The organism is Salinispora mooreana (assembly GCF_000379065.1).
In the GTDB taxonomy this organism is placed as follows: domain Bacteria; phylum Actinomycetota; class Actinomycetes; order Mycobacteriales; family Micromonosporaceae; genus Micromonospora; species Micromonospora mooreana.
The window spans coordinates 3581890-3594728 of sequence record NZ_KB900614.1 but is presented as its reverse complement, the minus strand read 5'-3'; the positions used below and the strand labels follow the sequence as shown (position 1 = coordinate 3594728).

The window sequence follows — 12839 nt, the reverse complement described above, 5'->3', positions numbered from 1 at the left end:
TCAACCGGCCCGGTGGACCTTGTGCTGCGCGGCCTGCGCCAACGGCCGGACCACCAGCCGGTCCACGTTGACGTGCTGCGGGCGGGTCGCGCACCAGGCGACACAGTCCGCCACGTCGTCGGCGACCAGGGGCTCGGACACCCCGGCGTAGACGGCGTCCGCCCGGTCGGCGTCCCCGTCGAAGCGGACCAGTGAGAACTCCTCGGTTCGTACCATCCCGGGGTCGATCTCGACGACCCGAACCGGCCGGCCGCACAGCTCCAGCCGCAGGGTGCCCGCGACCGCGGTCTGCGCGTGCTTGGCGGCGGCGTAGCCGCCCCCGCCCTCGTACACGGTGAAGCCGGCGGTTGACGACACGACGACGATCGTGCCGGCTCCGGAGGAGATTAACGCCGGCAGGAGCGCCTGGGTGACCCGGAGCGTGCCCAGGACGTTGACGTCGTACATCCACTGCCAGTCACCGATCGCGCCGGTCTCCACCGGGTCCAGGCCGCGTGCTCCCCCGGCGTTGTTGACCAGCAGGGTGACCGGTCCGGGCGCGGCCGCCGCCGCGGCGGCGAGGTGGGCCACCGACTCGTCCGAGGTCACATCGCAGCCGACCGCGGTGGCCGCCCCGCCGTTGGCGTCGACCTCCCGGACCAGGTCGGCGAGGCGGTCGGTGCGCCGGGCGGCGGCCAGTACATGGAATCCCTCGGCGGCGAGTCGGCGGACGGTGGCCGCCCCGATCCCGCTGGATGCCCCGGTGACGACAGCGACGGAAGTCATCCCCCCATTCTGACCCCGCGCTCGGGGGCGGGGGCGATGAGGTCCGTCACGCCCGGGGACGGCTGGGAGGAATTACCGATCCCTGATCGGGAAGATGACACCTGGCGTGGAGGTTGACCGAGAAGCGCCGGTCGTGCGGGACGGCAACCGTGGCAGAGGGAGCGGACGTGGCGGAACAGCACACCGGTGTCGGTCGTCAGCGAGGTTCCCGTCCGTGGCCCCGGCCCCGCCGGATCGCGACACTCTCCGTGCACACTTCGCCGCTGCACCAGCCGGGCACGGGTGACGCGGGCGGGATGAATGTCTATATCCTGGAGGTTGCCCGGCGGTTGGCCGAGGCGAACGTCGAGGTGGAGATCTTCACCCGGGCGACCGCAGCCGACCTGCCGCCGGTGGTCGAGATGGTGCCGGGCGTGCACGTCCGGCACATCACCGCCGGACCGTTGGGTGGGTTGACCAAGGAGGAGCTGCCCGGCCAGCTCTGCGCGTTCACCGCGGGGGTGCTGCGGGCCGAGGCCGTCCGCGCCGCGGGGCACTACGACCTCATTCACTCGCACTACTGGCTCTCCGGGCAGGTCGGCTGGCTGGCCAAGGAGCGTTGGGGGGTTCCGCTGGTGCATACCGCGCACACCCTCGCCAAGGTCAAGAACGCGCAGCTCGCCGCCGGGGACCGGCCGGAACCCAAGGCCCGGGTGATCGGCGAGGAGCAGGTGGTGGCCGAGTCCGACCGGCTGGTCGCCAACACCAAGACCGAGGCCGGTGACCTGATCGACCGGTACGACGCCGACCCGACCCGGGTTGAGGTGGTTGAGCCCGGGGTGGATCTGGCCCGGTTCCGCCCACCAGCCGGTGATCGCGCCCGGGCGCAGGTCCTCGCCCGTCGTCGGCTGGGCCTGCCCGAGCGTGGGTACGTGGTGGCGTTTGTCGGCCGGATCCAGCCGCTCAAGGCACCCGACGTGCTGATCCGCGCGGCGGCGGCGCTGCGCCAGCGGGATCCGGCGATCGCCGACGACATGACGGTGGTGGTCTGCGGTGGCCCCAGCGGCAGCGGTCTTGATCGGCCCACTCGCCTGATCGAACTGGCCGCCGAGCTGGGCGTCGCCGATCGGGTCCGGTTCCTGCCGCCGCAGACCGGCGACGACCTGCCCGCCCTGTACCGGGCGGCCGACCTGGTGGCGGTCCCGTCCTACAACGAGAGCTTCGGGCTGGTCGCGTTGGAGGCGCAGGCCTGCGGCACGCCGGTGGTGGCAGCCGCCGTCGGCGGTTTGATCACCGCGGTACGCGACGACGTCAGCGGGGTCCTCGTGGACGGCCACGACCCGGTCGCGTGGGCCCGTTCGTTGGGTCGCCTGCTGCCTGACCCCGGCCGGCGCGCGAGCTTGGCCCACGGCGCGCAACGTCACGCCCGCAACTTCTCCTGGGACCGGACGGTGCGTGACCTGTTGGACGTCTACGGCGAGGCGGTCGCCGAGCACCGAACCCGATCGTCTGACTTCGCCACCTGCTCCCGGTGAGGACCGAGCCCGCGAGGGCCGGCGCGGGACGCGGCTGGGCGGGAGCGGTCGTAGAGTGGGGCGGTGAACGGGAGAAGCGAGCTCGGGGCGTTGATCGAGTCGGTCTGCGCGGAGCGGGACCTGGCCTGGGAGGCCACCGGCCCGAACTCGTACGCGGTGACCCTGCCGGGCACTCACAAGCTGCGGACGATCTGCAACCTGATCATCGGTGAGTACGCGCTGCGGGTCGAGGCGTTCGTGATGCGCCAGCCCGACGAGCGCCGCGAGGAGTTGTGGGCGTGGCTGCTCCAGCGCAACGCCCGGATGTACGGGGTGTCCTTCTCCATTGACGCGGTCGGTGACGTCTACCTGACCGGCCGGGTGAATTCGGCGGGCGTGGACGCCGATGAGTTGGATCGACTCTTCGGGTCGGTGCTCACGTACGCCGACGAGTCCTTCGACACGATGCTGGAGATCGGCTTCGGAAGCTCGATTCGGCGGGAGTGGGAGTGGCGGGTCCGGCGCGGCGAGTCGACCGCCAACCTCGCGGCCTTCGCCCACCTGGTCGAGTCGGCTGACGGCGGGGCCGCACCGGCGGTCGGGACGTCCGCGGCCGGTGACCCGACCGCTGCCCCGGGGGATTCGACGCGGCCCTGACGGGTACGCCTCGGTGTGCGTGCGGTACTGGGACCGGCCGCGCGCCGAGGACGGACTGGCGGAGGAGCGTTCCATGGCTCAGCGAAGCAGCGCAGGCCGCGGTGGTACGGCGACCCGGACCGCACGTCGGCCAGGAAACCAGACCCCGGGCACGCCGCAGGTGTCCGAGGCCACGATCTCCCGGATGCGGGTGGACGAGATTCGGGGGCAGTTGCGCCAGCATGGTGTCTCCGGCATCTCCGCGCTGCGCAAGCCAGAGCTGGTGCGGACGCTGGTGAGGACCTTGCGGGCGGAGCGCCGATCGGGCGGGACGAAGGGGCCTGGCCGCCGGGCGACGTCCGGCGGGCGGTCGGCGGGTGGCGCCGCGGTGCGTACCGGGCCCCGTACCTCGCGGTCGGTGCGGTCCTCGCAGGTCATCGCCGCCCTGACCGATCGGCCGGAGCGTCCGGGCCGGAGCCTGGTCACCACGAACCACGAGGTGATCCGGCGGTGGGCGCGGGAGCGCAGGGCGAAGCCGGCGACGATCCGGGGCACCGAACGGGAAGGCCGGGCCGGGGTGCTCACCTTCAACATGCCGGGGTACCGACAGAGCTCCCGCGTGCGCGAAATCACATGGGACGAGTGGTTTCGGACCTTTGACCTGCGGAAGCTGAATCTGATCTATCAGGAGCGGCTGCGGGACGGTCGAATGAGCAACTTTTTCCGTACCGAGTCACCCGATCGGGAGGACGGATGAGTTGTTTGCCGGAGTTGCCGGCGGGTAGACCGCTGGTGACCGGAGGGTGGACCGGACCGCGGGGCAGCCGGCTTGTGACCGGCGAGACAGCCGGTCAATTTGTATCCGCATTCCGGGCGAACTAACTTTATTGCACCGTGCGACGCTCGGTTCCGTTCGGGGGAGCGGAGGATCGATCAGATCCGAGCATCGAGTGTGGCGCGGGGACAGGTGGAGCCACACCGTTGGGGGACGGTGTCCACCTGTTGACCGGCGGCGTGAGCGGGCGCCGCTTACGGGGGTGAGTGTCGCCCGCCGCCGCCGGTCGTACGCAGCGAAACGCCCATCGTGACGAACTCGCGATGGGCGTTTCGCATACTCCGGTGGCCCTGACGTCCAGCTCGAGGCCGTTCAGCCCACCTCGGTCGCCTGCTGCTGCCCGACCGGGGTCGGCGGCGGTTGGTTGACTGCCCGTAGCGCGGCGGCCCGGCGCTCCCGCGCTGGTCCGGAGATCAGGTGTGCCACCGCTACCAGTCCGCCGATCAGGGCGCAGCCCAGCCAGAGTGTGGCGTTGCCGGCCCCCTCCCGGACGAGCCCGCCGAGCACCGGCGCCGCGGCACCGGCGATCTGCCAGGAGAGCGAGAAGACCCCCTGGTAGCGACCGCGTAGCTCACTCGGGGAGAGCTCGGCGATCAGGGTGGCGTTGGACGGCGAGTTGAGCATCTCGCCCATGGTCCAGATCAGGACGGTCAGACCGTAGAACCAGGCGGTCTCGGCGAACGCGGTCAGCCCGAACCCGCACCCGAGCACCACCGTCGACAGCGCCAACACGTGGGACCGGCTACGACCCTTGATCAACCGTGGTACGAAGAGCTGGCCCACCACGATCAACACACCGTTGAGTGCGATCACCGAGCCGTAGGTGGCCGGGCTCAGACCCGAGTCGCCCATGGCGATCGGCAGCATCGAGATGTGCTGGAGGAAGACCATCGCGGCGAAGAGGTTCAACGTCACGAACCCGAGGTAGACCCGGTCGCTCAGGATGGCGCGCAGCGCTCCGGTCTGGGCCTTCGGCCCGCCGACGGCGGCGACCAGCGGTTGGTGGGTCTCGCTGACCTTGAAGAAGATGATCAGCGCGGTGATCAGGGTGGCGACCGCGTTAACCACGAAGAGCAGCAGGTAGCCGGCCTCGGTCGCGAGCCCCGCGAGGACCGCGGCGCAGGCGAAGCCGAGATTGATCGCCCAATAGTTCAGGCTGAAGGCGCGCAGTCGGTCCTTCGCCGGCACAATATCGATCATCATCGCGCCGAAGGCGGGCCGGGCGGCCTCGGCGAAGAGTCCGAGCAGGAGGGCGCCGAGTGCGATCAACCAGAGGTCCCGGGCGAAGCCGAGGGCGAGCATCAGGCTCGCGGCGCCGAGGAGCGCGGTGAGTAGCGTGGGCCGGCGGCCCCACCGGTCCGCGAGCGTGCCACCGACGGTGGTGCCCACCGCGCCGCCGACCCCCCACAGCCCCAGGACCAGGCCGGCCTGGGCGGCGGAGAAGTCCCGCTCCTGGGTGAGGTAGATGGCGATGAAGATGAGGACGAACGAGCCGAGCCGGTTGATCAGGGTGCCGGTCCACAGATACCAGAAGGTGCGGGGAAGGCCGCCGGCCGTATCGTGTAACCAACCTCGCATGGTCCGCACTCGGCGCCCCGCTTCCGTAATCATCGGCATTGTCAAAGCGCCTTACAACCTAGTGGTCGGCGATGTACTGGTCACCGGAATTCCTGGTGGTGGTCATCACCCCTTCGCAGGTGAGGGGTTCGTCGGTGGGGCAGGATGGCCGGCATGACTGCTAGTGAGGGGCCCACCATCGGGACGCTGGTCCTGTTACGACACGGTGAGAGCGACTGGAACGCCAAGAACCTCTTCACCGGCTGGGTCGACGTGGACCTGACCGGCAAGGGCGAGACTGAGGCGCGTCGGGGCGGTGAGCTGCTGCGTGAGCACAACCTGCTGCCGGATGTGGTGCACACCAGCCTGCTTCGCCGGGCGATGCGCACCGCGGAGCTGGCGTTGGACGCCGCCGAACGACACTGGATCGGTGTGCGTCGGTCGTGGCGGCTCAACGAGCGCCACTACGGCGCCCTGCAGGGCAAGAACAAGAAGCAGACGCTCGACGAGTACGGCGAGGAGCAGTTCATGCTCTGGCGCCGCTCGTACGACACGCCGCCGCCGCCGATCGCGGACGACGACGAGTGGTCGCAGGTCGGTGACCCGCGCTACCGGTTGCTGCCGACCGAGCTGATGCCGCGGACGGAGTGCCTGAAGGACGTCGTCGATCGGATGCTGCCCTACTGGTACGACTCGATCGTGCCGGACATCCTGGCCGGCCGGACGGTGCTGGTGGCCGCGCACGGCAACTCGCTGCGCGCGCTGGTCAAGCATCTGGACCAGATCAGCGACGAGGCGATCGCCAAGCTGAACATCCCGACCGGGATCCCGCTGCGGTACGACCTCGACCCGCAACTGCGTCCGATGACGCTCGGCGGCACCTACCTGGACCCGGCGGCGGCGCGGGATGCCGCCGCAGCGGTAGCGAACCAGGGTCGCTGACGCGGGCCGAGCGACCCCGACCGCACCGGGCCCGGTGCGGGGGACCCCCTGGGTGAACGAGGTCGGACGAGGCGGTGAATATCTGCGAAAGTGAGGGCGCTTCGTACCGGTCTGTTCGGATGCTGGGTTAACCAGGACCTACGATCGCCCGGTGGAGTGGGTAGTGGTGATCGCGCTGGCCGTGGGACTGGCGGTCGGGGTCCTGTTGACCCGGCTCGTCCAATCGGGGCGAGTCGGATCGACCGTGGTCGGGACCCAACAGTCCGGCTCGCTTCGACCCTGGGGGAGGCCCGCGATAGCCGACGGTTCACAGTCCAGCCTTGGTCGCCGGACGATCGACTCCCTCCGGGTCGGCGTGGTGGTGCTCGCCGACGACGACGGCCCCGTCCTGGTCAACCCGGCCGCCCGCGCGATGGGGCTGCTCCGCGCTGGCGGCACGCCGGGCACGGCCGCCGCCCATCCGTTGATCCGGACCCTCGCGGGGCAGGTGCGGCGGACCGGCGTACGCCGAGAGATCCAGCTGGACCTGCCCCGGGGGAACGACGGCGTCGCCGCGGAGAATCCGCTCGGCGTGCACCTGCGGGCGATCGGTCTTGGCGGCGGCCATGTCGCCGTGGAAGCCGTGGATGTGACCGAAGCGCACCGGCTGGCCCGGGTGCGGCGAGACTTCGTGGCCAATGTGAGTCACGAGCTGAAGACCCCCATCGGGGCGCTCCAACTCCTCGCCGAAGCGTTGCTGGACGCGACCGAGCCGGCCGACGAGGAGCAGCCGGATCTCTCCGAGGACCTGGTCGCCACTCGCCGGTTCGCCGAACGGATCCGGCACGAGTCGACCCGGTTGGGCCGGTTGGTGCAGGAGTTGCTGGAGCTGACCCGGCTTCAGGGTGCCGACCCGCAGCCCGCGCCGGAGCCGGTCGCCGTGGACTGGGTGGTCGGCGAGGTGCTGGATCGGACCCGGACCGGTGCCAGCGCCCGTCGGATCGACGTGGCGGTTGGCGGCGAGCGCGGGCTGACGGTGTACGGCAGTGACACCCAGCTGGCCACCGCCGTGTCGAACCTGGTCGAGAACGCCATCAACTACTCGGGTGAGGACACCACCGTTCGGATCACCGCCCGGCGCGACGACGAACACGTCACCATCGCCGTCACCGACCAGGGCATCGGGATCGGCCCGAGCGACGTGGACCGGATCTTCGAGCGTTTCTACCGGGCCGACCAGGCCCGATCCCGCGCGACCGGCGGCACCGGTCTCGGGCTCGCCATCGTCAAACACATCGCCAGCAATCACGGCGGACGGGTGGAGGTCGCGAGCACTCCCGACGAGGGCTCGACCTTCACCCTCCGGCTCCCCGCCCGCCCCCCGGACGAACTTTTGGTGATACCGCCCTCGGCTGAGATCGAGGCCGAACCGGCCGAGTCCCAGCAGACGTGACAGTGAAAGGAAACCTTCGTTGAGCCACGTTCTGGTGGTCGAGGACGAGGAGTCGTTCTCTGATGCCCTGTCGTACATGCTCCGTAAGGAGGGCTTCGAGGTTTCGGTTGCCGCGACCGGCCCCTCCGCCCTCACCGAGTTCGACCGGACCGGTGCCGACATCGTGCTGCTCGACCTGATGCTGCCCGAGATGTCCGGCACCGAGGTGTGTCGGCAGCTCCGGCAGCGGTCGCACGTGCCGATCATCATGGTCACCGCTCGGGACAGTGAGATCGACAAGGTGGTCGGGCTGGAGATCGGAGCCGACGACTACGTCACGAAGCCGTACTCGCCGCGGGAGCTCGTCGCCCGGATCCGCGCGGTGCTGCGCCGCAAGAGCGTCGAGACGGTGGAGACCGGTGCGGCGACGTTGGCCGCGGGCCCGGTTCGGATGGACATCGAGCGGCACGTGGTCACGGTTGGCGGAGCCCCGGTGCAACTGCCGTTGAAGGAGTTCGAGCTGCTGGAGTTGCTGCTACGCAACGCCGGTCGGGTGCTCACCCGGGGCCAGCTGATTGATCGGGTCTGGGGGGCCGACTACGTCGGCGACACGAAGACCCTCGACGTACACGTCAAGCGGCTGCGTTCCAAGGTCGAGCCGGAGCCATCCGCTCCCCGTTACATCGTCACCGTGCGGGGCCTGGGCTACAAGTTCGAGCCGTGACCGGACGCCTGTGCTGCCCACCGCGGCGCTGACCGGCCTCGCGCTGAACGTCCTCGCGTGGCCCTGTCGTACGCGGCCGTTCCGTGGCCCGGCCGCGCCTGCGTCGTACGTGGTCAGCCCGGGTCGGCCGGGTGCGGCGCGACCAGCCCGCGCTGGGCGCGGGCGGCACAGAACGCGGCCAACTCGGTGTACGCGGGCGCACCGATCAGGGCGGTCAGCTCGGGGGCGTACGAGACGTACATCGGTTCGGCCGCCACGTGCGCGTCCCGGGACGAGGTGCACCACCAGTCCAGGTCGTGCCCGCCGGCGCCCCAGCCGCGCCGGTCGAACTCCCCGAGCGTGGAGAGCAGGACCTTGGTGCCGTCCGGGCGCTGGACCCACTCCTGTTCGCGGCGGATCGGTAGCTGCCAGCAGACATCCGGCTTGTACTCCAGCGGGTGGGCACCGTCGCGGAGTGCCTGGGCGTGCAGGGCGCAGCCCGCCCCACCGGGAAAGTCGGCGTCGTTGAGGAAGACGCAGGGGCCGTCGGGCCGGGTGGCCGTACGTCGGGCGGGCGTTTTCTCCTCCACCGTGTCGGTCTCGGTCCAGTTCTTGAAGCCCCGCCGGTGGTGCTGCCAGGTCCCCGGGGTCAGCCGCTTGACCGCCGATCGGACCCGTTGTTCGTCGTCGGAGTCGGTGAAGAACGCCCCGTGCGAGCAGCAGCCGTCGGCGGGGCGGTCGGCGCTGATGCCGTGACAGCCGCGCCCGTAGACGCAGGTCCACCGGGACAGCAGCCAGGTCAGGTCGGCCCGGATCAGGTGGGTGTCGTCGGCCGGGTCGCCGAACTCGATCCACTCCCGGGGGAAGTCCAGCGGGACCTCCCGGCGGCGTGGATCGTCCGGCCGGGTACGGAGCTCGATCTGCCCTCTCACCTGACCAGCGTACGCGCCAGTGGATGGCTGGCCCGGTGCGCCGCGGCCGGGTGTTGCCTCTAGGGTTTGCCTCATGCGGCTGGGCGTCCTTGATGTGGGATCCAACACGGTGCACCTGCTGGTGGTGGACGCGCACCGGGGCGCACACCCCTGGCCGGCGCACTCCGAGAAGGCGGTGCTGCGACTGGCCGAGAAGATCGGCCCGGATGGCGCACTCACCACCGCCGGCGCGGACTCCCTGGTGCAGGCGGTTGCCGCCGCGAAGGAGTCCGCGATCGGGCTGGGTACCGACGATCTGATCGCGTTCGCCACCTCCGCGGTTCGGGACGCCACCAACTCGGTGGCGGTGTTGGCCCGGGTCCAGGCGGAGACCGGGGTTCGACTGGAGGTCCTCACCGGGGCCGACGAGGCTCGGATGACCTTCCTCGCGGTGCGTCGCTGGTTCGGCTGGTCGGCCGGGCGGCTGCTGGTGCTCGACATCGGCGGCGGCTCGCTGGAGATCGCGGCGGGCATCGACGAGGATCCGGACGCCGCGGTGTCGTTGCCGCTGGGTGCTGGCCGGCTCACCCGCCGCCATCTCCGGGTCGCTGCGGGCAGTACCACCCCGCCCGGGGCCGAGCAGGTGGAGAAGCTGCGAGCGTACGTGGACGGCCAGCTCGACGCGGTGGCCGGGGAGCTGAACAAGGTGGGCTGGGAGCGCCCGGTCGCCACCTCGAAGACCTTCCGGACCCTGGCCCGCCTCGCCGGGGCAGCCCCCTCCGGGGCGGGCGTCTGGGCCCGTCGTCGGCTCACCCGGGCCGGGCTGCGGCAGGTGCTCGGGTTCATCCGGCACATCCCCCCGGCGCAGCTCGTCGAGCTGGATGGGGTCAGCGTTGGCCGGGCACATCAACTGTTGGCCGGTGCGGTGGTCGCCGAGGCGGCGATGCGCCGGCTGGACATCGGCACCCTGGAGATTTGCCCGTGGGCGTTGCGGGAGGGAGTGATCCTGCGCCGGCTGGATCAGCTTGCGCCGATGTAGCGTATACGTGACATCCAGCGGTATTTGCCGGGACTCGTCCTGAAGATCCTTATCGGTGCCGGCTACTCTCGATGCTGTGCCTTCCCGAGTCCCGGTTCTCCTGTCCACCTCGTCGGTCTTCCCCGAGCGGACCGCGGCGGCGTTTCAGCTGGCCGCGACGCTCGGTTACGACGGCGTCGAGGTGATGGTCTGGACCGATGCCGTCAGCCAGGACGCTGGCGCACTCGCCGGACTCGCCACGCACTACGGCGTGCCGGTGCTCTCCGTGCACGCCCCGTGCCTTCTGGTCACCCAGCGGGTGTGGAGCGCCGACCCGTGGGAGCGGTTGCGTCGCTCCGGTGAACTAGCCGAGGAGCTGGGCGCGCCGACCGTGGTGGTGCATCCCCCGTTTACCTGGCAGCGGGACTACGCCCGCAACTTCGCCGAGGGCTTGGACGAGGTCACCGGGCGATTCAGTGGCATCAGTTTCCCGGTCGAGAACATGTATCCGGTGCGGATGGCGGGGCGGCAGTTCGTCCCGTACGCCCCGGGGTGGGACCCGACCACGACGGGGTACTCCTCCTACACCCTTGACCTGTCGCACTGCGCCGCGTCCCACACCGACGCGCTGGAGTTGGCCGACCGGATGGGCGCCGGACTGGTCCACGTGCACCTGGGCGATGGCACCGGTGAGGGGCGCGACGAGCATCTCGTCCCCGGGCGGGGGACCCAACCCTGCGCCGAGCTGCTGCGCTCGCTCCCCAGCCGAGGCTTCACCGGCTCGGTGGCGGTGGAGGTGTCAACCCGGCGGGCGAAGAGCCGCGCGGTCCGGGAGGCGGACCTACGGGCGGCGTTGGCCTTCGCCCGCCAGCACCTCGACCCTCCGGCCGCAACCTATTCCGGGCCGGAGCCGGTACGGCGGGGCGACCGGGAAGCCGAAGAGTAGCCGGTGGGGACCGGCGCTCAGCGCACCGTGGTCAGGTTGTCGGCCGGGGCGGTGGACTGCGCCGCCACCGCGACCCGGTCCCGGATCGCGGCCCGCTTGCGGGCCCGGTGCGCCGCCACGTGGGAACGGGTGGCGCAGCGTTCCGAACAGAACCGCCGGCAGCAGTTCGACGAGGTGTCCAGATAGACGTTGCCGCACCGCTCGTCCGCGCAGACCCCGAAGCGGGCGCTGCCGTACTCGCAGAGCCACACCGACAGCCCCCAGACCGCGCCGGCCAGGTACTCCGCACTTACCGAGGCGCCGCGGCTGGTGACGTGCACGTGCCAGTCACTGGAGTCGTGCCCGGAGATGCGCGGCTGCACCGGGTACGCCTCCAGCAGCGCATTCAGCTCAGCGACCGCTTGGACGTCCCGTCCGGACGTGCCGTACTCGAAGACACCGCGAAGGCGCTTCGGTGCCCGTCGAAAGATCGAAAGATCGCGCTCCGAAACCTCATCCCGCATCCACGAGATGTCGTCGGGGAAGAGCGAACGGAGGGCGTCGAGGTCGTCCAGCCGAATATTGATCAGATCAACTCCGGTCCGGGCGTACGCGTCGAAGTTCACGTCACCCACCGTAGACGACTTCCCGGGCATGCGGCGTGTCGATGTAGCGCGATGTGACGGCACCGCCGTTTTGCTGCGGTGAGCGCTACTCTCAGCCCATGCTTCGTACCGTCATTCTCGCTGCGGCCCGGTCATCGCGGTGCGAGCGGCTCGTCGCGACAGCCCCATTGACTCGGAACGTGGTGCGCCGGTTCGTCGCCGGCCCCCGGACCGAGGACGCGTTGCGAGTCACCCGTGCCCTCGTTACCGACGGGCTCGCGGTCACCCTCGACAACCTCGGTGAGGACACGGTCACACCCGAGCAGGCCAGCGCCGTTCGCGACGAGTACCTCGGCCTGTTGGAGTCGCTCGCCGCCGGCGGGCTCACCCCCGCCGCCGAGGTGAGCGTCAAGCTCTCCGCGCTCGGGCAGACCTTTGACGAGCAGCTTGCCTACGACAATGCCCGGGCGATCTGCGCGGCGGCCGAGGCGAGTGGCACCACGGTCACCCTCGACATGGAGGACCACACCACCACCGACTCCACTCTGGACATTCTCGTCAAGCTGCGTGCGGACTACCCGTCCACGGGGGCGGTGCTCCAGGCGTACCTGCGCCGGACCGAGTCCGACTGCCGGCAGTTGGCCGGCGCCGGTTCCCGGGTTCGGCTCTGCAAGGGCGCGTACCGGGAACCCGAGTCGGTGGCATACCAGTCCGCTCGGGACGTGGACCGGTCCTACGTACGCTGCCTGAGCATTCTGATGGCCGGGGCCGGCTATCCGATGCTGGCCACTCACGACCCTCGGCTGATCACGATCGGCGAGGACCGGGCCCGCTGGTTCGACCGGGGGCCGGACCAGTTCGAGTTCCAGATGCTCTACGGCATCCGCTCCGCCGATCAGGCCCGCCTGATCGGCGACGGATACACCGTGCGTACCTACGTGCCGTACGGCGAGGAGTGGTTCGGCTATCTCATGCGTCGCCTGGCCGAGCGCCCCGCCAATCTGGGGTTCCTCGCCCACGCCCTGATGGGCCGGTAGC

13 protein-coding genes are annotated in these 12839 nt (G+C 70.5%); 9 read left to right on the top strand and 4 right to left on the bottom strand.

Translation table 11 applies throughout. From position 1 onward, the window contains the following. Positions 1-765, bottom strand: a complete 765-nt coding sequence (locus SALPAC6_RS0117155) for an SDR family NAD(P)-dependent oxidoreductase (RefSeq protein ID WP_018254605.1) — start codon at positions 763-765, stop codon at positions 1-3. 167 nt (positions 766-932) lie between these two features. On the opposite strand from SALPAC6_RS0117155, the gene mshA reads away from it, so the two are divergent. The 3 genes from mshA (at position 933) to SALPAC6_RS0117140 (ending at position 3651) form a co-directional block, all read left to right on the top strand. Further along, positions 933-2279 carry a D-inositol-3-phosphate glycosyltransferase gene (gene mshA / locus SALPAC6_RS0117150; RefSeq protein ID WP_026189773.1) on the top strand — a complete coding sequence of 449 codons (1347 nt, stop codon included), beginning with the start codon at positions 933-935 and terminating at the stop codon, positions 2277-2279. 63 nt (positions 2280-2342) lie between these two features. Continuing rightward, entirely contained in the window at positions 2343-2915 is a 573-nt protein-coding gene (locus SALPAC6_RS0117145) for a type III secretion system chaperone family protein (protein WP_018254603.1), read from the top strand. Positions 2916-2988: 73 nt separating this feature from the next. Beyond that, positions 2989-3651, top strand: coding sequence for a hypothetical protein (locus tag SALPAC6_RS0117140; RefSeq protein WP_026189772.1), 663 nt, complete (start codon positions 2989-2991; stop codon positions 3649-3651). A 390-nt stretch (positions 3652-4041) separates the two neighbouring features. Here the strand turns inward: SALPAC6_RS0117140 and SALPAC6_RS0117135 are convergent, their stop codons facing one another. After that, the gene (locus SALPAC6_RS0117135) at positions 4042-5307 is read right to left on the bottom strand and encodes an MDR family MFS transporter (RefSeq protein WP_026189771.1); all 1266 of its coding nucleotides are present in this window, start codon (positions 5305-5307) and stop codon (positions 4042-4044) included. Between the two features lie 153 nt (positions 5308-5460). On the opposite strand from SALPAC6_RS0117135, the gene SALPAC6_RS0117130 reads away from it, so the two are divergent. The 3 genes from SALPAC6_RS0117130 to SALPAC6_RS0117120 all read left to right on the top strand — a co-directional run bounded on the left by SALPAC6_RS0117130 (position 5461) and on the right by SALPAC6_RS0117120 (position 8363). Then, on the top strand, positions 5461-6228 hold the full coding sequence (locus SALPAC6_RS0117130; RefSeq protein ID WP_026189770.1) for a phosphoglyceromutase: 768 nt from the start codon (positions 5461-5463) through the stop codon (positions 6226-6228). A gap of 151 nt (positions 6229-6379) precedes the next feature. After that, a complete protein-coding gene (locus SALPAC6_RS0117125; protein ID WP_026189769.1) occupies positions 6380-7660 on the top strand; it encodes a sensor histidine kinase in 1281 nt (426 codons plus the stop codon). 19 nt (positions 7661-7679) lie between these two features. Next, positions 7680-8363, top strand: coding sequence for a response regulator transcription factor (locus SALPAC6_RS0117120; RefSeq protein WP_018254598.1), 684 nt, complete (start codon positions 7680-7682; stop codon positions 8361-8363). Positions 8364-8476: 113 nt separating this feature from the next. Here SALPAC6_RS0117120 and SALPAC6_RS0117115 read toward each other — a convergent pair whose 3' ends face one another. Then, a complete protein-coding gene (locus tag SALPAC6_RS0117115; RefSeq protein ID WP_018254597.1) occupies positions 8477-9274 on the bottom strand; it encodes a hypothetical protein in 798 nt (265 codons plus the stop codon). Between the two features lie 73 nt (positions 9275-9347). On the opposite strand from SALPAC6_RS0117115, the gene SALPAC6_RS0117110 reads away from it, so the two are divergent. Together SALPAC6_RS0117110 and SALPAC6_RS0117105 are read left to right on the top strand one after the other, a co-directional pair. Further along, the gene (locus SALPAC6_RS0117110; protein ID WP_018254596.1) at positions 9348-10292 is read left to right on the top strand and encodes a Ppx/GppA phosphatase family protein; all 945 of its coding nucleotides are present in this window, start codon (positions 9348-9350) and stop codon (positions 10290-10292) included. 76 nt (positions 10293-10368) lie between these two features. After that, positions 10369-11217, top strand: coding sequence for a sugar phosphate isomerase/epimerase family protein (locus SALPAC6_RS0117105; RefSeq protein WP_018254595.1), 849 nt, complete (start codon positions 10369-10371; stop codon positions 11215-11217). A 17-nt stretch (positions 11218-11234) separates the two neighbouring features. Here the strand turns inward: SALPAC6_RS0117105 and SALPAC6_RS0117100 are convergent, their stop codons facing one another. Beyond that, entirely contained in the window at positions 11235-11822 is a 588-nt protein-coding gene (locus SALPAC6_RS0117100; RefSeq protein ID WP_018254594.1) for a CGNR zinc finger domain-containing protein, read from the bottom strand. A 98-nt stretch (positions 11823-11920) separates the two neighbouring features. Between SALPAC6_RS0117100 and SALPAC6_RS0117095 the strand changes: the two genes are divergently transcribed. Then, on the top strand, positions 11921-12838 hold the full coding sequence (locus SALPAC6_RS0117095) for a proline dehydrogenase family protein (RefSeq protein ID WP_018254593.1): 918 nt from the start codon (positions 11921-11923) through the stop codon (positions 12836-12838). Position 12839 lies beyond the last annotated feature (1 nt).